This window comes from Beggiatoa alba B18LD (assembly GCF_000245015.1).
Taxonomy (GTDB): Bacteria; Pseudomonadota; Gammaproteobacteria; order Beggiatoales; family Beggiatoaceae; genus Beggiatoa; species Beggiatoa alba.
In genome coordinates this window covers 3,366,405-3,386,075 of record NZ_JH600070.1, presented here as the reverse complement: position 1 = coordinate 3,386,075, position 19,671 = coordinate 3,366,405, and the positions used below count along the sequence as shown (strand labels likewise).

The window sequence follows — 19,671 nt, the reverse complement described above, 5'->3', positions numbered from 1 at the left end:
TATTATTCAAACTAAGCATAGTCTGTATAAAACTCAACCTCCATTAACACTTTACTTATGTTAATGGAGGTTTTTTATATTACAAGACGCAAAAATAATTACTGATTACGACAAGTAAAACTACCAGACATACTGCCATATCCACTACTAACACTGTAACTACACTGTCCGTTTGTGCAATTAATAGCTCCTCCTGTAATGGGAGTAGAACCGTTATAAGTGATATTTCCACAAGAATTACTTGCATTACACCATTGGCAACTACTGCTATTACACTGAATTTTTACTCCACTTGGGGAGCAATTTCCATTAATACAAACGTTAACAACATTGTTTATATTGGCATTTCCATTTGTGCAATATTGGCTAGCGATACCAGTCTGTCTTACAGAAAGAATTTCTCCTGCAATATTAACCGTCCCTGTTCTAGCAGTAGATGTCATATTCATACTCACACCAAGTGTTACCTGAGCACTCCCTTGACCAGTTAAATCACTAGTAGATATCCATGTTTCATTACTTGAGGCTGACCAAGAACAATGAGAGGCTGATGCTGTAACTGTTATTGGTAATGCTGCTACACCCGTACTATCAATGTCGATAGAGGTTGGAGAAATACTATAACTACAAGCTGTTTCTTCCATGCCTAATTGAGTAATTGAGATTGTTTGCCCTGCAATTATCAGTGTTCCTGTTCTTGGAGAAGTGCTGGTATTAGCATCTACACTAAATGTTAACTCTGTACTACCTTGCCCATTTAGTTTATCTAAAGTAATCCATGATACATTGCTCGAAGCTGTCCAAGCACAATTACTCGTAGTTGCTCCAAGAGAAATACTTAGTCCCGTAGCACCTGAAGCAGGTATATCGCTTGAGACTGACGGTGAAAGAGTATAAGCACAAGATGAAACTAGGGTTGTAACAGAATCTACAGTGAAAGATGGAACTGTCTCGGTTTCCTGCCATTTTAAAGTGGCTTGATAAAACACAACGCTAGTTTCTATTTTTTTGCCAAAGAAATTTACAATTGCAGTTATACCTAAACGAGGAATATTAATGAATTTTCCATCAGTTGATATGCTGGCAACTGGGCAATTAGAATTGAAATCAATTGTTACAAGTTGAGGATTACTTGCTAAGACAAACATGTTCTTTTGTGCATCATATCGTAGAAGTACTTTTATTACTTCCATTATTCCCGTTGATTGACCATTCAAAGGGTTCTGCGATGGTAGTGCAACAAACATTGTTAATCTAGTTGTCGTTACAGAATATATCGCGTCATATTGACCACATAGTTCTGTTGTTGAGGATGAAGTAGTCGTGGTACTACCACTAGTAGAAGTATTACCTGATGAAGAAGTAGACGTAGTTGTAGTACTACCACTAGTAGTCGTAGAAGTATTACCCGTTGTTGGTGACGTGGTTGTATTTGTGTTTTGATTAACACATGTACTTCCTGCACAAGTTGTTACATTTCCACTTCCAATATTGACACAAGCATCTCCAGCACACGTGGTAAGTTGCCCTGTATTGGTAGTTACATTAGAACCAGTTGAGGAAGAACTTCCGTCTGTAGTGCATACACCATTCACACAAACTGTTGTTTGAACACTAGTTGATGTTTCTCCTAAAGCAGTTGTATGAGAGCTAAAAACTCCCAAAATAATAAGTAGTAAATATAAACTTTGCTGTAATGCCGCTGATCTCATCATAGACTCCTACCTAAATGTAAATATGTTATTGACATCAGAAGCTTAAAATTAACATATTGACTTTGTTAAAACAACTATTTTTATGGTTGATTTTTATAAAAATAATGAGTAGAAAAATATTTATTGAGTATTTAAGTGAACAGTATCAGTTAAAAGTTTGTGTAATTTGGTAAGCAATTATTAAAAAAATAGGGAAACACAAACCATTATGTTTCCCTATGTATAAAAGATTAAAAACCCATTAAGGAGTTGCAGCGGCTTGGGCGTTAGCATTAATCAGTGCAGAATCATCGCCTTGTGTAAAGAGTGCGTTGACGATTTGGTCTTCTACATCATCCGCCCCTTTGTAACCACAGCGATTGTCGTTTAATAAAATGGTATAAGCATACAGATTGCGCCCTGAATTGCTCGGTACATAGCCTGCTAAGGTGCTGACACCATTTAAAGTTCCTGTTTTTGCGCGAACTTGGGCGCGGGCGGCGGAGTTTTTAAAGCGGTTAGAGTGCAGACCAAATGCCCCCATCACACGCATAGAGGTGACAAAGTCGGGACCTATGTCAAAGCGGTTATGCATGGCGGTGAGTAAATCGGTCATCATGCGGGCGGTAATTTGGTTTTGTTTTGATAAGCCTGAGCCATCAGCTAGCATCACGCCTTGCGTGTTAATGCCGTGCGTTTGTAGAAAATCAGCGACTTGTTTTAAGCCGTTTAAATGTGTCGCTGGTTTACCAACTTTTTCAGCAGCAATGGTTTTAATAAATTGTTCCGCCATAAAATTGCTAGAGTACGTATTCATTTCTTTAATAATTAAAGAAATGGGGGGCGATTCATGTTCATAAATTACGCGGGCATTGGCAGGGGAAACGGTGGTAATTTCAGTATTCCCACGCACGGTAATCCCAGCTTTTACTAAGTAAGTACGGAAGGATTCAATGGTATAACGGCTAGGGTCGTCCACGTTGACAAAGACGGTACGTTCATAATCACCTTGGGGCAAGTTGCCTGTGACCACAATGCGCACGCCTTGCGCGTCGTCAATACGGCGCACGCCTGCTGTACCGTTGCCTTTTGCGGCGGTGGTGCTACGGTTTTCAATGTGCATATAAGCGGGAGCAGGTTCTAGCCAAACATTGAGCGGGTCGCCAACTTTATCAGCGGGACGCAGTTTAACCGCAACGGTATTTAAGTCTAAGGATAACGCACCAATTTTGGCATCAAACGGGCGTTGACTGCGTTCTACATCCCATGTGGGCGCACGGTCATAGCCATCAAATAAAGAGACATCGGCAATTAATCGACCTTCAACAAAGTTGAGTCCGCTGGCTTTGAGGTCTTGGGCGATTTGCCATAAATCGGTGTGTAAGAGTTTGGAATCTCCCCCGCCCATCAAAATTAGGTCGCCTTGTAGTGTATCACTGAGCCGTCTGCCTGTTTGTAGCACTTTGGTTTTATAGCGATATTCAGGTCCTAAGTAGTGCAGTGCGGCTGCGGTGGTCACGAGTTTCATGATGGAGGCAGGCAGTAGGGGGGATTGTGGATTACGACTATAAACCGTGCGTCCTGTCGTTAAAGAAACGATATTTACCGCTGTACGGTTGGCATTTAAACATTTTGCTGTCAGTGCATTGTCAATGGTTTGTATAAGCGTTGGTGCTGCAAAAACAGCAGGATAGCTTAATAAGCCAGCAAGTAGTAGCGAGAAACGGAGGAGAATACGTGTCGAGATTTTTTGCAGGAACATAAACATAAGCATACCGCAGATAGACAGATGAAAATAAAGTAATCGTTGACCAGCATGAATCATGCACAAATAGGCTGTTGTCCAAGCTATTTTACGCTTTCTTCATAGATTTATCTCTTACAAGTTCGGTTTATCGCGGTAAACAGCTCCCTTGCAGGCGTTTTAATGATTCATTTGGGTCATGAGTAGCCCCGCTAATATCAGGACTCCGCCAAACAGGCGATTTTGTAATTTGATAAATTGTGGGTCGTGCAGTAAATGGCGTAGAGAGCGTGCCATTAATCCATAAAGTAACATGATAAGGCTGTCTAGCCCAACCATGGTGATGCCTAAAATGCTGAATTGCATCAGTTGTGAGCGTTGCAAGTCGACAAATTGGGGCAGTAATGCTGCAAGAAAAACGATGGATTTAGGATTTGTTAGGTTGACAAATAGCCCTTGTAAAAAAATTTTGTAGGGAACTTGTTGGGCTTGTAGGCGTTTAGTATCGGTTAGGTGTATCGGTTCGCGCCATTTTTGAATGCCTAAGTAAATGAGATATAACACGCCACACCATTTTGTCAGTATAAAAATCAACGTCGATGTTGCCATCATTGCGCCAATGCCTAAACCGACAAGGCTTAAGTAAATCAATAGGCTGAGTTCCATGCCGATAATGCCGTATAGCGTTTTGCGTATGCCGTAACTCATCGCACTGCTCATGACAAAGACAACCCCCGCACCTGGTGAAACACTTAACACGAGACACGCAAAAAAGTATGCTACCCAAATTTCTAACGCCATTGCTTTATCAATCGACATCGTGAATTAAAAACGCTTGAATAAGGTAGATTTTGGAAAATAACAAGGGGTTTTTCTATGCAGGATATTTTTATTGTGGGTTGTGGTTATGTTGGGTTTCGCCTCGCCTTAATTGCTTTAGCGGAAGATGAAACCTGTGAGGTCATGGCATTAGTCCGTTCAGCCGAAGCAAATCGCCGTTTGCAAGAGTTTGATATTAATACGGTCCCTGGAGACTTAGACCGCCCCCAATTTTTAACTGAATTACCCACTGCAAACACCGTTTTATATTACTTTGCCCCCCCACCCGAAACGGGCACGACAGACCCGCGTGTACAGCATTTACTCACGGCATTCAGCCCTAAAGAAAAGCCTGCAAAAATTATCTATATCAGCACAACCAGTGTTTATGGAGATTGTGGCGGTGAATGGGTGGACGAAACACGCCCAATTAACCCCCAAACAGACCGCGCTCGCCGTCGTGCTGATGCAGAAAAGACCTTAACACAATGGTGTAACAAGGAAAAAGTGCCTTTAGTTATTTTACGGGTTGCGGGAATTTATGGCGCAGAACGCTTGCCTGTAGAACGGATTCGTCAAAAAACACCCGTTTTAGCGGCAGCCCAATCGCCTTATAGCAATCGGATTCATGTAGATGATTTAGTCGAGGCGTGTTTAGTCGCGGGGGAAACAGACGTAACAGGTATTTTTAATATTACAGATGGGCATCCGACAACGATGACCGATTATTTTAATCACGTTGCCGATGCATATCATCTACCCCGCCCGCCTGAAATTGACCGCGAAACCGCACAAACGCAATTTAGCGCAGAAATGTTAAGTTATTTAGCGGAATCGAAAAGAATCAGTAATCAAAAAATGCGCACCGTGTTACAAGTAGAGCCATTTTTTCCTGACTTAAAAACGGGATTAGAACAATGTTTAGCCGAAGAACGAGGCGAAGAAGACTAGTGCGTTTACTATAAATCCTGTTAATCCTGATTCAGACAATGTTTTAATCTTGTCTGCTGAATCTTATTTTTATAAAAAAAAAGACAACGGCTTGTCTGAATCAGGATTCACAGGATTTTCAGGATTAGCAGGATTAAAAAGATAAAAAAACAAAAGGGCGCAGATTGCGCCCTGAAGGTCTTCAAAAGAGAGTAGGCACTGAATCAACGCAGTTGTTGTCGCCCTTCACTTTCAGGCAAGGCGATATTCACCTCTAACACTTCAAAGTCTCCATTTTTTTCGATATTGATTTTGATACTTTCATCTTCAACCAATACATATTTACGGACGACTTCTAAAATCTCTCGCTGTAACAAGGGCAAATAATCCACATTAGGGGTTGTCCGTTGCCCCCGTTCATGCGCCACAATAATTTGCAGACGCTCTTTAGCTAATGCCGCCGTATTTTTGCGAGAAGCACGAAAATAATCAAACAAGCTCATAGTCAATTCCCAAATAAGCGGTTCAAAAAGCCTTTTTTATCCGCCTTTAAAAAACGATGCGGACGCTCTTCCCCTAAAAACCGCGCAACAACATCTAAATAAGCTTGTCCTGCATCGCTATTGCCATCTAATGTCACTGGAATCCCTGCATTAGACGCTTGTAACACTGTAGATGATTCAGGAATAACACCCAATAAAGGAATTGCTAAAATTTCCTGTACATCCTCCGCACTTAACATATCCCCGCTGGTCACTCTGCGCGGTGAATAACGAGTGACTAATAAATGCTCTTTAATGGGGCTAAGACCTTGAATAGCACGACGAGTTTTACTCGCTAACATTCCAATAATGCGGTCTGAATCGCGGACAGAAGAGACTTCAGGATTCGTGACAATAATCGCCTCATCAGCAAAATACATTGCCATAATTGCCCCGTGCTCAATCCCTGCGGGCGAATCACAGACAATATACTCAAAACGTTGTGACAACTCGCTTAAAACCTGTTCAACCCCGCTCATGGTCAACGCATCTTTATCACGGGTTTGTGAAGCAGGCAAAATATAAAGACTTTCAACCCGTTTATCTTTAATCAATGCTTGATTGAGTGACCCCTCGCCGTTAATCACATTGACGAAATCATAAACAACACGGCGTTCGCAACCCATGATTAAATCTAAATTGCGTAACCCGACGTCGAAATCAATCACAACGGTTTGATGACCACGCAACGCTAATCCCGTCGCAAATGCGGCACTTGTCGTTGTTTTACCGACTCCGCCTTTACCTGAGGCGACAACTACAATCTTAGCCAAACGACTTCTCCTCAATAAGGTTATAGATAACTACCCCTTTGATATCCTGTATATAACAACTATATGGGGGAATTAATAAAATAGTTTTATTTAACAGTATTTGTGTTGTTTAAGGAATATTTTTACTGTAAATATCTAACACATGAATTTTCAATTTATCGTCTTCCAAATAAATTTGAGCAGGCTTATTCCGCACATGTTCCTTAAGCTCTTCATTAATTTGATAATGTCCAGCCACAGAAATCAACTCAGCATCTAATAGCTGACAAAAAATCCGTGCATCAGTATCCCCATTAACCCCCGCTAATGCCCGCCCACGCAACGCACCATAGACATGAATATGACGCTGTGCCAATATTTCCGCACCAGGACTAACCGTTGCTAAAACCACTAAATCCCCTTGAGGGGCAACAACTTGCTGACCAGAACGGATAGGCTGAGTAATCACTTTAGTTGGTACTTTAGGTGGCGGCGGATTAAGCGACGCAGGCGCGACAACGGTTAAAGGCTCACGTTTTGGTCGTGGTTGACGTTGTCCCTCTGGCAATAAGCCTAAAGACAATTGTAAAGCGATTTCATGATAATCAGGTGTTCCCCCACGGACAGCAACAGGCACTAACCCTTGCTGACGCAATAAAACAATCAAGGCTTTTAAATCAATTTTCGTTGTTTCATCACTAATACTGGTTAAATCAATAATAACGGGAGCATTTTGAAAAAAATTCGGTGCTTGCGAAACTTTATTAATTAATTGTTCAGTAATTCGTACTTGATGGGTCTCTAAAATACGCAAAACCATCACAGTTAATAAGTTACCCTTTAATTCAATAGCAGGATTTGGGGTTGCGGATGAGTTGCTGAACATGCCTAAGTTACCGTAATTAGAAAAGATTTATGCGATTAAAGTTTATATTTTCTTGAAAAAACACATTTAATTTAATCATTACATACAGAAATAAAACTGTATTATCTGTCGTCAATACATTTATGCCTAGTCTGATATCACAACCGTATCGGCAGACGCACTGGCTTTCTTCATAACAAACAACCGTTGCCATTCATGGCATAACTGCTGCACCTGCGAACTACTCGGCAATTGATGCGCATACGCAATACACTGCCAAGTACGACAAACCTGCGCAAAATAATCTACCAACTCAACAACAGCATAGTGTCGCACAATCTGCAAACACTCCTGCTCCGTTGCACTTTCCCGTACCTTAAACTGATACTGCTGGCTTAACTGTTTTAAAGTGCCACGATATAACAAACTAATGGCTAATTGTTGCTCTCCCGCTTGCCAACACGCCCATGCAGACAGCGCAATATTATCAGGTAAACCACTTAAGTCTGTAGGGGTTTGTGCTAACCGTTGCAACCCTAACGCCCGCCGATTTCGTTGAGAATGCGCTAAAAACGATTGTTCACGCATCCAACGCCAAACACCATAAACTATAATAGCAAGACCAATGCCGAGCAAAATCCACAAAAAAAACTGTAACGCACGAGAAAAAAAACCATCTTTCTGCTCCTCGTACTTAAACGCCTGAGACTCATTCTTATCAGAATCCTCTGACGCATTCAAACTACGCCAACCAAATACCGTCGTCTCTGTCTGAAATTCTTCCGCAGCTAACACCCGCTCAATTTCCTGCTTTGCCCTGACTTTATCAATAGACTCAACCGTATCTGCTAATACAACAGTCGGATAAATGCTATATAACATAACACACCCACTAAAAACCAACACCCACAACACAACAGACAAAACCCGCCCTAAACGATTCACAATTCGATGAAAAGCCAGCTCAATATCCCAACCCTCCAACTGCGTGCGCCGATTTAAATACAACGAAAACCCCGCCACCACATATAAAGGCTCTACAATACTAATTGCCAACAAATAACTAAATATTTCCAAAAAAGAAAGCCACGAAGGTACATAGTGAATATTCCCATCATAAAAATACAACACTGTGTTCATATCCATCACATTGGGAAAGAAAATTTTTATTAAAAAAAACGGCGCAAAATACAAAATCCACTCAAAATGCAAACACACCAACAACAAACGCGCCGCATTGACAGACGTTAATCGCTCTTTTAACAAACTCAACCGCTGTCTTGCCGCCTTCCCCTTCAACCCCTCCAACTGCCACACAGGCAACTGCACCGCTCGAAACAAACTAAACCGATAAAAAAATAACAACTTCACCAACAAACTTGGTTTTAAAACTGACCAAATTTCCCGCAAAGTCTGCCGTAAACTCGGAAACTCCCCAAACAATGCCCGACTAAAAAAATACAAAATCAACGGGTCATACAACGGCTTTAACCACCAAACCACCAACACCCCAACCCAATCCCAACTCGGAAAAAAAAGATGGCTGATACCATAAACCAATAGAGGAATCGGCAAAAAAATAACAAACCAAATCAAATAAAACCGCAAAGCATACTCACGCACCAAGCGAAACCCTAAATCAATTGCCTCCCCCTGCTGACGCAAGCGAATAACCGTCGTAATACGCTCAACCTCCATAATTTCGCCCCGCCAACGTAAAATATAAAATAACAACCCCCCAAAAAAGCACACCCATACAATACTTAAAAAATGGGTCTATCAACACCAACGACGACCAAAACCCCTCAATAAACGCCGCCAACACCAACATTCCCGCCACTCCATACATAATCCGCACACTCACCCCCGCCGCCCGCTTCAACGCCTGCACACGGCTATAACGCTCAGGTGCTAAAAACGCCATTCCCAACTTCAACCCCGCCCCACCAGACAACGCAATCGCCGTCAACTCTAATGCACTATGACCCGACACAAACGAAAAAAACGGCACGCTATACCCAATATTAATTAAATGCCCCGTAATTGCGCCAAAAAATACCCCATTAAACACCAACGCAAAAATAGACCCAATTCCCAAAAAAATACCACTCGCAAACGTCCGAAAACTAATACTCACGTTATTCCAAATATAAAACATAAACGCCGCAAAATTACTGCTTGCTACCCGCTCCTCGCCCCATTTATCCGACTGTGGGTCATACATCCACTCAACTCTAACAACCATTTGATTATCTAAAATATAAAAAACAAAATCAGGATACTGAATTGTTAATAAAGCCACACAAATCATACTCACAAACAACAACAAAACCCCCACTCCCATCAACCGATATTCCTGTCGCACCAATCGTGGAAAATCTTGCCCAATGAACAACAACAAATCCGTCAAAAAATGCCCATGACTACTATAAAGTTGCTGATGCCCCCGCAAAACCAACTGATTCAACCGCTCAATTAAATACGGCGTGTAATGACGGTCTTTTGCCAATGCCAAATGATGGCAAATAGTTCGATAATTTTTTGGAAAATCCACATGAAACCGCTCACTTTTCCCCAAACGATGCAACAACTTTTCCTGTCGATTTAAATTTGCCTCAAACTGATGCCATAACACCGCATGACGCTGTTCAAATTGATGCTGTTTCATAATAAACGCCATAAAATAATGAAAAAAATCATTTACCCAGACGCGAGCCACCCCATGTCCTACAAACGTCCCGAATCCATTTTACTGATTATTCACACAATAACAGGGCAAGTGCTTCTTTTAGAACGTGCCGACGTTGCCAACTTCTGGCAATCCGTGACAGGCAGTTTACAAGCCCATGAAACCCCTATACAAACCGCACAACGTGAACTTGCCGAAGAAACAGGGCTACACATTGCACAAAGTCAACTACACGACTGCCAACAAACTAACCGTTTTCCAATTCTACCGCCGTGGCGTAGCCGTTACGCGCCCACTATTACGCATAATATAGAACATGTCTTTAGCCTTTGTTTAGCCGAAATTTGCCCTATTCTACTGAATCCCCAAGAACATTTAACATATTGCTGGCTTCCCCGCGCCCAAGCCCTACAAAAAGTCAGCTCGTCAACCAATCGACATGCGATAGAACAATGGGTTAAGACAGAGTAAACTAAAACACCACATCCAGCGATGTTATAGTAAACGCACTATAAAACGACACGAAGGACTGGCAGTCCTAAATTTAAATCACTTTATGGTGCGTTTGCTATATCTATTTCATTTTTATAAAAAAAGGAATTTCTACAATGTCAATTGAATTAATGGCTCTTGCAGGCGCATGGCTTTGGGATAAATACGGTGAAGATGCACTTAAAAGTATTGCCGAAAAAATCGGCGAGAAATCTACAGAAAAATGGAAACAATTTAACTGGAACAGTGCCGCTAAAAAGTATCGCAATGCGTTATATGAAGATTACGGCAAAGTGCGATTATTAGGCACACATGAATCCGTTGAGTTAGAAGGGATTTTTACCGATGTTTTTATTCTGGATAAAGTCTCAGCGTTTCAACGTCATGCCATTGAAGAATTAGAGAAAGACCCCGAAAAATTAAATGATTATGAACAAAAACGCGAGAACGGTTTTAAATTAATTCAACAAAAAAAATACAAACGCTGGTTTATTCTCGGTAAACCTGGGGCGGGAAAAACTACTTTTTTAAAATATATAACGATTCAAGCAGTTAAAGGGCAACTGGATAAAGTACCGATTTTTGTATCTTTGCACCGCTGGGCGGAATTTGTGCGCAAAAGTGCTGATAAGCAATTTAATTTAATGCCCTATTTAGTAAAACAATTTCAATGCTGTAACTTTCCTGATGCACAGCCGTTTATTGAACATTTACTAGAAACAGGCAACGCCTTATTGTTATTCGATGGCTTAGATGAAGTGAATCAAGCCGATGATGAGCGTGCGCAGATGTTGCACGCGTTAAGCGAATTTAGCCGAGAACATCGCAACTGCACCGTGTTATTAACGTGTCGCGTTGCAGCAGCGGATTATTCACTGTCCGAACAATTCACTTATTTAGAAGTTGCTGATTTTACAGAAGAAAAAGTAACAGAATTTGTAAAAAAATGGTTTAAACAGGATGTTGCACGTGGAGAACAGTTTTTAGAAGAATTTGCCCGCGATGAACATCGTGGCTTACAAGAATTAGCCCGCGTTCCGATTTTGTTGACTTTATTATGTCTTGTTTATGCGAGAAAAATGGAGTTTCCTAGCCGTCGGGCGGATATTTATGAAGAAGCTATCGAGGCGTTATTAGAAACATGGGATAGAGAACATCGTAGTATTAAACGCGATATGATTTATCAAGGCTTATCAAAACGCCATAAATTACAATTATTTTCCCGTATTGCAACGGAATCTTTCCAAAATAATCAGTATTTTTTTGAGAAAAAGCATTTAGCCTCAAAAATCGCTGACTTTTTAAAACAACTACCTAATAGTCAAAATCAAGCAATTGACGGCGAAGCAGTTTTAGAGGCGATTGCAGAACAACATGGCATTTTTGTAGAACGGGCAAAAGATATTTATTCCTTCGCACATTTATCTTTTCAAGAATATTTTACTGCACGTTATATTTTTGAAAATCAAGCGTATGGCACGATTGATAATTTAGTTTTACATGTGACAGAAGACCGTTGGCGCGAGGTTTTTTTATTAACAGTGAGTTTATTGGACAATGCCGATAGTTTTTTTGTCGCTATGCAAGCGCAAATTAATACCTTAATCATTGATGAACCTGAGTTAGTCAAGTTAGCGCGTTGGGTGGTTGAAAAATCGGCTTCAGTGCAAACCAGTTATAAACCTGCTGCGGTTAGAGGTTTTTATTATTTTCTTGCCCGCGCCCTCGACCGTGCCCTCACCCGCGCCCTTGCCCGCGCAATCGACCTCAACCGCGACCTCACCCGCGCCATCTCCCTCTCCCGTGCCCGCTCTATTGCCCGCGCCCTTGACCGTGACAGCCACCTCGCCCGTGCCCTTGACCGTGCCCTCGCCCGCACCCTCGACCTCACCTTTGCCCTAGACCTCGCCATCGATTTCAAATTTTTAATAATTAGGCTACTTGTAATAAATTTTAGTATGTTACCCACATTAAGAAAAGAACAATATTCTAATTTTTTCAACTGGTTTCATCAAATCATCGAGACGGTAAAACAAGCAAACTTACATGAATTAGCGGAAAAACTAACAACACTCGCAAAACAAAATATTCCCAAACAAGAAGCCCCAGCAAAAGACTGGAAAAAACTACATAAAAAACTATTAGTTATCATGCAAGAAACCCGTAATATCGGGCATCAATGGCAATTTACGGCTGAACAAGAGCAGAAATTAGAAAAATACCTACAAGCCCATTTATTACTGGTAGATTGCCTCTCCCTCGCCACTGTCACCGACCGAGAAGCTATCGAAAATCATTTGTTATTGCTACCAGAAACCAACATAGACCCCAACAAAACCGAATTACCTACCAATCCGCTGATTACTCATGTTAAAGTTAAAAACTTTAAATCCATTGTCAGCACAGAATTAGAACTCGGACAAATCAATGTATTCATTGGTGCAAACGGTGCGGGCAAATCCAATTTATTAGAAGCACTCGCTTTTTTAAGTAGCGCGGAAGAAAACCGTTTAGACCCTGACACGCTTTACAGCAAAGGCATTCGCATTGCAAAACCCTCATTAATGATGAGTTCTTTTAAAGAGTTTCCCCCTTCGCAAGAAATAGAACTCAGCGTATCTTTAGAAAAAGACGACTTACCCATTCAAGCCAAATTAGGCGCGAAATCAACCGATAATTTATTATTCCATTGGGAAAAAATCGCACTCTCTTTTGACACCCGACAAATAGAACGCCAAAAGCGTCATTTTACCTACCCGCCTTTAACAAATTATCTTATTTATAACTTAGCAATTAGTGCATTACGTGGCTTAAACACGCAAAGCAAAATACAGCCGTTAGGCATTAATGGCGAGGGGTTAGATACTTTATTATTAAACTTTTCTGATGCAGAAAAGGCGGAGTTAAAAGAATATAGCTACTTCATTGAGTGGTTAAATGACATTCAACTAGATGCAAATAATACTTATGAGAAAGAAGGTTATAAACAAGGGCGTAGTGTTTCAAATCTTTATTTTACTGATAAGTTTATGCCTGAGAATAATCAGCTTTTTTCGGCAGAAAATTCTAACGAAGGTGTATTGCATATTCTGTTTTATCTGGCTTTATTTATCAGCCACAAAACCCCGCAATTTTTTGCCATTGACAACATCGAGACCAGCTTAAACCCTTATTTGTGCCGTCATTTGATGGAAAAACTCACCGAACTTGCTAAAAAACATCGTAAACAAGCCTTAATCACAACCCATAATCCCGCTATTTTAGATGGTTTAGATTTAAATGATGAGGCGGTGCGCTTGTTCAAGGTTTATCGCGATGATGAAGGCTTAACCCAAATTCGCCGTATAAAAACCAAACCCCGTAAAGGAGAAAATGACTACACAAAATTGTCAGAACTTTGGATGTCTGGCAATTTAGGCGCGATTCCAACGGAGTTTTAACATGCTGAAAGTTGGCATTATTGCAGAGGGAACGACTGACCAAGCGGTTTTAATTAATATCCTCAAAGGGGCATTAAATGTTCAACGCGAGGATATTGTTTTAATTCGTCCTGAATTAAAATTTGATAAAACTGATTTTGCAAATCTTAGGCAACTCGGTGGCTGGGAATCTGTCAAGCGAGACTGTGAAGACGGGGAAGCAATCCGAATATTTTTTGAATCTGAATTAGTTGATGAACAACGGATTCTGATTATTCAAGTAGATACTGCCGAATTGCAACATACGCATGATAAAACAAACACCATTACTTATTGCCAAACACTACGCGATGAGGTGATAAACACAATAAAAACATGGCTATCATTTTCGTGTGAAAGATTCTATTACGCAGTTTGCATTGAAGAAATGGATGCATGGATTTTACCGCTTTATCAAGCACGAGATTCTGTTAAATCTGCAAAACCTAAAGAAAAACTCTGCGCAGTACTTAAAGGAAAATATCGAGAAGATGATAAATGTTACAAAGAAATTTCCAATGACTTCCGTAAATTAAAAAATTTACAAGCCTGTTACCCACATAATGAAAGTTTGCATTTATTCATTGAATCCTTGCAAGCCCTTCCCGCAAATGAATGAACATGCCCCCCTACACCTTCCAAACTGAACAAGGCGAAACTCTCAATGCGCCCCGTGAATGGCAGGCTTGTTTATTGGTGTTGGCGGAGAGTTTTGACGATAACACGCGGGTGAGTTTGCAACATCATCCGCTTAAATTATCTCAGGAACGTTTGCAAGGCGTGTGGCGGTTAGTGGCGAAACTACCGCGTTTAAATACAGGGCATTATCAATTAATAATTAATCAAGAAAATTATAGTTTTAGCGTACAATCTGAAAAACTAAGTACGGCAGATATTGAACTGTTATTACTTGATTTAATCCAAACCTTGCCCGCTAGCATTGCCCAAAGTCTGCAACGGACAAATGCGTTTAGTGGTAGCAAAAATCATCCGCACACGCAAACAACGCTCACGGGCGAAATAAACCGTTTACATAATGCGTTATTTGGCACAACGCGCTATCGTGGATTGTGTCAGCTTTTGCCCGCACTACAACACGCGCCCCATCAACAGATTCATGTCGAAAACCGTTGGCGACCTGTGCAATGTGCTCGTCGTCCTGCGCCTGCACAACTCGCAAGCGCACTGCGTCCGCATAATTTGGACGCACAGCAAAAAATTAAGCGGGTTTTAGAACCGATTAGCGCGTTAAGTGTTGATGTGTATGAAAATCGTTTATTAAAAATCTATCTCGCACAAATTCGCCAATTATTAAATCGTTTACGCATTCTTAAACGTTGTCAAACCACGATAGAGCAATATAGCCAAGCCTTAACCCATGCTGAACGCCAAGCCCCTTTTTTAAAAAGTGTGAGCGACTTAACGCATTTACCGCAACAAGAAACGATGATTTTACAACACGTGCCTTTATATCGGGCGTTGATGATGAATTATCGAGCGTTTCAGGCAGAAAAAGGGGTGAGTTTACAGCATGAGGCGTTAGCATCGCCGTTGGAGAATTTGCCGACTTTATATCAATTGTGGGGCACTTTGCAGGTTTTACAGGCGTTATTAATCATTGCTGAAACAAAAGGCTATGAGGTTATCCAGCAAACGCTATGCGTGCCTGATGGGGTGGGTTGGTTAGTGCGAGTATTGCCTAATGGACAAGCGGCTTGTGTGTTAAAACATCCTGAATATCAAACTGTTGTGCGTTTTATTCCTGAGCGGACTTATCAAGGCAGTTTTTTTCAACAACGCCCTGATATTGCAATAGAAGTGGAAACTGAGCAGGGGGAGTTAGCGGTATATATTTTTGACCCTAAATATAAATTAGATAGCCAACAGGATAAACCGCAAAAAGGGGATATTGATAAAATGCACGCTTACCGTGATGCAATTCGTCATGCAGGTAAGCCAGTTGTGCGTTATGCTGCGATTTTATACCCTGCTGAAAATTATCAAATAACGGCTGAAATCGCGGCTATTCAAGCGATTCCAAATCAAGCAAGTGAGTTGCAGGCATTGTTACAAGAGAAGTTGAAGATGATTGTGTAGTGATAGTCTTATTTTTCATCAGGATTTACCCGATAAGATTAAAACATTGTCTGAATCAGAATTCACAGAATTTTCAGAATTAGCAGAATTAAAAAGCGTGATTCACCTGATTTTTTGGTTTGAGGGTTTTAAATCCTGCTAATCCTGTTAATCCTGAAATTCCTGATTCAGACAAATGCTTGTCTTTTTAAAAAATCTTGTTAAGTCTTGAGCCTTATCGCATGGTAAGGTTGGATGTATCCCAACGTGCGCTTAAACGGGCTAATTCTGTTCGTAAATCGCGTTCATGTCGATGAATGGCGACTAAGCTGTTAATCGACTCAATCACGACTTGCGGTTTATCCAAATGGATATAATGCCCGCTCCCTTGTACTACCATGTGGGCACTGTAAGGGCTTTGTGTGGCTAGTTCTGTTTGTAAGGTTTGCCATACCGCTTCTAATTGCGCACTGCGTGGGTTATCTTTCCATGCTTGAATGCCTCGCGTTAATACAACGAGGGGCACATGAATGTCTGATTCATCGCTGACAGTTTGTGCACTAGAACGCATAGCAGTAACTTCACTGACAAGGCTTGCATATGTCCGTTCTGTGGATACTAAGCGTTTTGCTAATGCTTGTTTATTTTCAGGTAAATTATCAGGAATGTTGGGACGGCTTAGAAACGTAAATTGTGCGCCCATGGTTGGGGTTAAATTATGTTTTGCTTCTTGCGTAAAACGTTTAAATTGTTTTTCGTGCGAGGCATCAACGAGCACCATGCCGACGGTTTCTGTTGGGTGACGGTGTGCAAATAGACGCACATTAAACCCGCCAAAAGAATGCCCAACGACAATATATGGGGGGGCAATGCCTGCATTTTTAACCAGTGTATATAGTTCATCCGCAATCACAGAGCTTGTGCGCGGAAATTCGCCCGCTTCGCTCCAACCGTAGCCCGCACGGTCATATGTACAAACTTTGGTATAATTTGCAATGGCTGGTTGAATTCTCGACCAGTCCATTGATGTTCCTCCTAAGCCCGCATCCATTAAAACAACGGGTGAGCCTTCCCCTTCGCAGTGAATATACAAACGGTGTTCCCCTACTGTCACTAACTGACCCGACATAGTGAGTCCTTTTAATTCAGTTGGTTGTGTCGCTTGTACATTTATCATGGTGGCGTTTAATCCAACAGCCCAAATAAAAGGGATGAAAAACAAACGAAAATAGTGTTGGTTACGCATGATGCACCTCGGATACTGCGGTGGGTTTTACACTTTGTAAAACACCTAAGAACACTATTACCTATCACAAAGATTGTGCCAACCAGCTATTTTATTGACTTTAAATAGATTTGTAAAAGTAGCTATAAAGCACCTGCGTTTTTTGCGCAATAACCGTGTGCAAAATAGAATGAGATGTGCTGTTTTTGTGCAGTGCACAAAAATTAAGATTATTAGAAAATCCTTATTTTTTGTGCAAGTTTAACGATTGATGATGGGAGAGTTTGGCGGGTAAAGAATTAAGTGATTTGATTCTTTACCCAGCACTCGAATAGCAGAAAATAAAACGGTGAAAATTTATTGATTAAACATTTCAACGCGGATTTTTTTCACTTGTCCGCGAATGCCGTCTAAGGCTTCAATTTGTGCAATTGCTTGATTCACCTGTTTTTCTACAACAGCGTGAGTTAGTAAAACGATGGGGACTTGATCGACATCATCAGGCGGGGCTTTTTGCGTAATCGCTTCAATGCTGATATTGCAATCGGATAAAATTCGGGTGACTTGTGCCAGTACGCCTAAACGGTCTAAGGCATTCATGCGTAGGTAGTAAACGCTTTCAATCTCACTGGTGGGGAGTATGGGAACGTTAGATAAGGCGTTGGCTTGAAATGCTAAATGTGGCACGCGGTTTTCTGGGTCTGTGGTCAACATGCGCACGACATCCACCAAGTCAGCGACAACTGCGGAGGCAGTTGGATCCGCGCCTGCGCCTGCGCCATAATATAAGGTTTGTCCTACTGCGTCGCCACGCACAACCACTGCATTCATGACACCGTTTACACTGGCAATTAAATGTTGTGCAGGAATAAAGGTGGGATGTACTCTTAATTCAATGCCTTGTGGGGTACGTTTTGCAATACCGAGTAATTTAATTCGATAGCCAAATTCTTCCGCATAACTCACATCTTCGCGGGTGATTTGGGTAATTCCTTCGGTATAAACTTTATCAAATTGTAAAGGAATGCCGAAAGCAATCGCGGCAAGAATGGTTAATTTATGCCCTGCGTCAATGCCTTCTATGTCAAATGTTGGGTCAGCCTCAGCATAGCCTAAGCGTTGCGCTTCGCTTAATACGTCTGCAAAGTCGCGTCCTTTTTCGCGCATTTCGCTCAAAATAAAATTACTTGTCCCGTTGATAATGCCCGCAAGCCACGCAATTTGATTGCCTGTTAAGCCTTCACGAATGGCTTTAATGATGGGAATACCACCCGCGACAGCGGCTTCAAAGGCAACCATTACGCCTTTTTGTTGAGCAGCGGCAAAAATTTCATTGCCATAAAGGGCAATCAAGGCTTTATTGGCTGTAACAACATGCTTACCATTACTAATCGCTTGTAAAACAAGGTCTTTAGCAAGTGTCGTACCGCCAATTAATTCGGCGACAATTTCAACATCGGGGTCGTTGACAACATCAAAAGGCTGTGTAGTGAGGGTAATCCCATCGGTATGACATAAGCGTGGTTTAGTTAAATCTCTCGCGCTGGCGTGGGTTACAATAATGCCACGTCCTGCACGTCGAGCAATTTCTTGTGCATTTCGTTGTAAAACATTAATAGTACCGCCACCTACTGTGCCGAGTCCAAGTAAGCCGACTTTGACTGGGTTTAACATGCGATTTCCTTTTTTAACGCCGTTTTAATGACAAATGATGAATGGATTATTCATGAATTAACACTGCCTCTTGTGGAGGAGAGAGGGCGATCATACCAGATTGCGTTAAAAAACGCGGTGTTTCTCCTACGCGCAGTATATTACGTTAAATAAAGGGATATTGAATTGATAAGTAAGGAGTTATATGGCGGTAAGCTATTGGGTAGGCTCGAAAAAAAGACCCGCGAGGCTTGCGCGTCGCGGGCTTAACAATGGGTTACCACTAAGTGTGATTGAATAGTAGAATTTTTCACGGGCTGATGCTGTCTTTAACAAGATGAGAGGTAGTGTTTATTTGATAAATGGTTTTTTCTTCACTGATGAACTAAGGAGTTTAATTATGCGATATATCATAAGATTAGCAATGCTGTGTTTTTTGTTATTTGGGTTAGCTGGGTGTATGGGCTCGTCTATCAGTCAAAACAATTTCGATAAAATTGAAGTGGGTATGACGGATACAAAAGTTAAAGAGATTATGGGTGAACCCGATAGAAGTAAAGTAGCGGGGGTCACTGCTTTGGGGACAGAGGCTTATTGGGATGGTGAAAAAGCATCGATTAGAGTGCAATTTGTCGATGGTTTAGTGTATAAAAAAGAGTGGATAGATAAGAAATAGCCTTGTAACGCGACACACGCTACAAGGCGTTGATTGCACAAAATGCGGTAATAAGT

16 protein-coding genes are annotated in these 19,671 nt (G+C 41.3%); 6 read left to right on the top strand and 10 right to left on the bottom strand.

Features of this window, described 5'->3' with window-relative positions; genetic code table 11:
- Nucleotides 1-98: 98 nt before the first annotated feature.
- The 3 genes from BEGALDRAFT_RS13855 to BEGALDRAFT_RS13845 form a co-directional block, all read right to left on the bottom strand.
- A complete protein-coding gene (locus BEGALDRAFT_RS13855; RefSeq protein WP_081484186.1) occupies nt 99-1,715 on the bottom strand; it encodes a BACON domain-containing protein in 1,617 nt (538 codons plus the stop codon).
- Nucleotides 1,716-1,956: 241 nt separating this feature from the next.
- A complete protein-coding gene (gene dacB, locus BEGALDRAFT_RS13850; RefSeq protein WP_002690984.1) occupies nt 1,957-3,462 on the bottom strand; it encodes a D-alanyl-D-alanine carboxypeptidase/D-alanyl-D-alanine endopeptidase in 1,506 nt (501 codons plus the stop codon).
- A 156-nt stretch (nt 3,463-3,618) separates the two neighbouring features.
- Nucleotides 3,619-4,257, bottom strand: a complete 639-nt coding sequence (locus BEGALDRAFT_RS13845) for a LysE family transporter (protein ID WP_002690982.1) — start codon at nt 4,255-4,257, stop codon at nt 3,619-3,621.
- 57 nt (nt 4,258-4,314) lie between these two features.
- Here BEGALDRAFT_RS13845 and BEGALDRAFT_RS13840 point away from each other — a divergent pair, with 57 nt between their 5' ends.
- A complete protein-coding gene (locus tag BEGALDRAFT_RS13840; protein ID WP_002690980.1) occupies nt 4,315-5,208 on the top strand; it encodes an SDR family oxidoreductase in 894 nt (297 codons plus the stop codon).
- A 203-nt stretch (nt 5,209-5,411) separates the two neighbouring features.
- Here the strand turns inward: BEGALDRAFT_RS13840 and minE are convergent, their stop codons facing one another.
- The 5 genes from minE to BEGALDRAFT_RS13815 form a co-directional block, all read right to left on the bottom strand.
- Nucleotides 5,412-5,690: a cell division topological specificity factor MinE gene (gene minE, locus BEGALDRAFT_RS13835; protein WP_002690978.1), complete on the bottom strand. Its 279-nt coding sequence runs from the start codon at nt 5,688-5,690 to the stop codon at nt 5,412-5,414.
- 2 nt (nt 5,691-5,692) lie between these two features.
- Nucleotides 5,693-6,502: a septum site-determining protein MinD gene (gene minD / locus BEGALDRAFT_RS13830; protein ID WP_002690977.1), complete on the bottom strand. Its 810-nt coding sequence runs from the start codon at nt 6,500-6,502 to the stop codon at nt 5,693-5,695.
- Nucleotides 6,503-6,611: 109 nt separating this feature from the next.
- A complete protein-coding gene (minC, locus tag BEGALDRAFT_RS13825; protein WP_002690975.1) occupies nt 6,612-7,367 on the bottom strand; it encodes a septum site-determining protein MinC in 756 nt (251 codons plus the stop codon).
- Between the two features lie 126 nt (nt 7,368-7,493).
- Nucleotides 7,494-9,044, bottom strand: coding sequence for a DUF4129 domain-containing protein (locus tag BEGALDRAFT_RS13820; RefSeq protein WP_002690973.1), 1,551 nt, complete (start codon nt 9,042-9,044; stop codon nt 7,494-7,496).
- The gene (locus tag BEGALDRAFT_RS13815) at nt 9,034-10,014 is read right to left on the bottom strand and encodes a stage II sporulation protein M (protein ID WP_002690971.1); all 981 of its coding nucleotides are present in this window, start codon (nt 10,012-10,014) and stop codon (nt 9,034-9,036) included. The genes BEGALDRAFT_RS13820 and BEGALDRAFT_RS13815 overlap by 11 nt, the downstream gene beginning before the upstream one ends.
- A 54-nt stretch (nt 10,015-10,068) precedes the next feature.
- Here BEGALDRAFT_RS13815 and nudB point away from each other — a divergent pair, with 54 nt between their 5' ends.
- From nudB to BEGALDRAFT_RS13795, 4 genes are all read left to right on the top strand, one after another.
- On the top strand, nt 10,069-10,506 hold the full coding sequence (nudB, locus tag BEGALDRAFT_RS13810) for a dihydroneopterin triphosphate diphosphatase (protein ID WP_002690969.1): 438 nt from the start codon (nt 10,069-10,071) through the stop codon (nt 10,504-10,506).
- A 137-nt stretch (nt 10,507-10,643) separates the two neighbouring features.
- The gene (locus tag BEGALDRAFT_RS19240; RefSeq protein WP_002690967.1) at nt 10,644-13,967 is read left to right on the top strand and encodes an AAA family ATPase; all 3,324 of its coding nucleotides are present in this window, start codon (nt 10,644-10,646) and stop codon (nt 13,965-13,967) included.
- A gap of 1 nt (nt 13,968) precedes the next feature.
- Entirely contained in the window at nt 13,969-14,604 is a 636-nt protein-coding gene (locus BEGALDRAFT_RS13800) for a hypothetical protein (protein WP_002690965.1), read from the top strand.
- Nucleotides 14,605-14,606: 2 nt separating this feature from the next.
- Complete coding sequence (locus BEGALDRAFT_RS13795) at nt 14,607-16,082, top strand: DUF2357 domain-containing protein (protein ID WP_040294977.1); 1,476 nt, start codon at nt 14,607-14,609, stop codon at nt 16,080-16,082.
- 214 nt (nt 16,083-16,296) lie between these two features.
- Here the strand turns inward: BEGALDRAFT_RS13795 and BEGALDRAFT_RS18425 are convergent, their stop codons facing one another.
- Both BEGALDRAFT_RS18425 and BEGALDRAFT_RS13785 read right to left on the bottom strand, forming a co-directional pair.
- Nucleotides 16,297-17,307, bottom strand: a complete 1,011-nt coding sequence (locus tag BEGALDRAFT_RS18425) for an alpha/beta fold hydrolase (protein ID WP_002690957.1) — start codon at nt 17,305-17,307, stop codon at nt 16,297-16,299.
- Between the two features lie 336 nt (nt 17,308-17,643).
- Nucleotides 17,644-18,960, bottom strand: a complete 1,317-nt coding sequence (locus BEGALDRAFT_RS13785) for a homoserine dehydrogenase (protein ID WP_002690955.1) — start codon at nt 18,958-18,960, stop codon at nt 17,644-17,646.
- Nucleotides 18,961-19,339: 379 nt separating this feature from the next.
- Between BEGALDRAFT_RS13785 and BEGALDRAFT_RS13780 the strand changes: the two genes are divergently transcribed.
- The gene (locus BEGALDRAFT_RS13780; RefSeq protein WP_002690953.1) at nt 19,340-19,615 is read left to right on the top strand and encodes a hypothetical protein; all 276 of its coding nucleotides are present in this window, start codon (nt 19,340-19,342) and stop codon (nt 19,613-19,615) included.
- Nucleotides 19,616-19,671 lie beyond the last annotated feature (56 nt).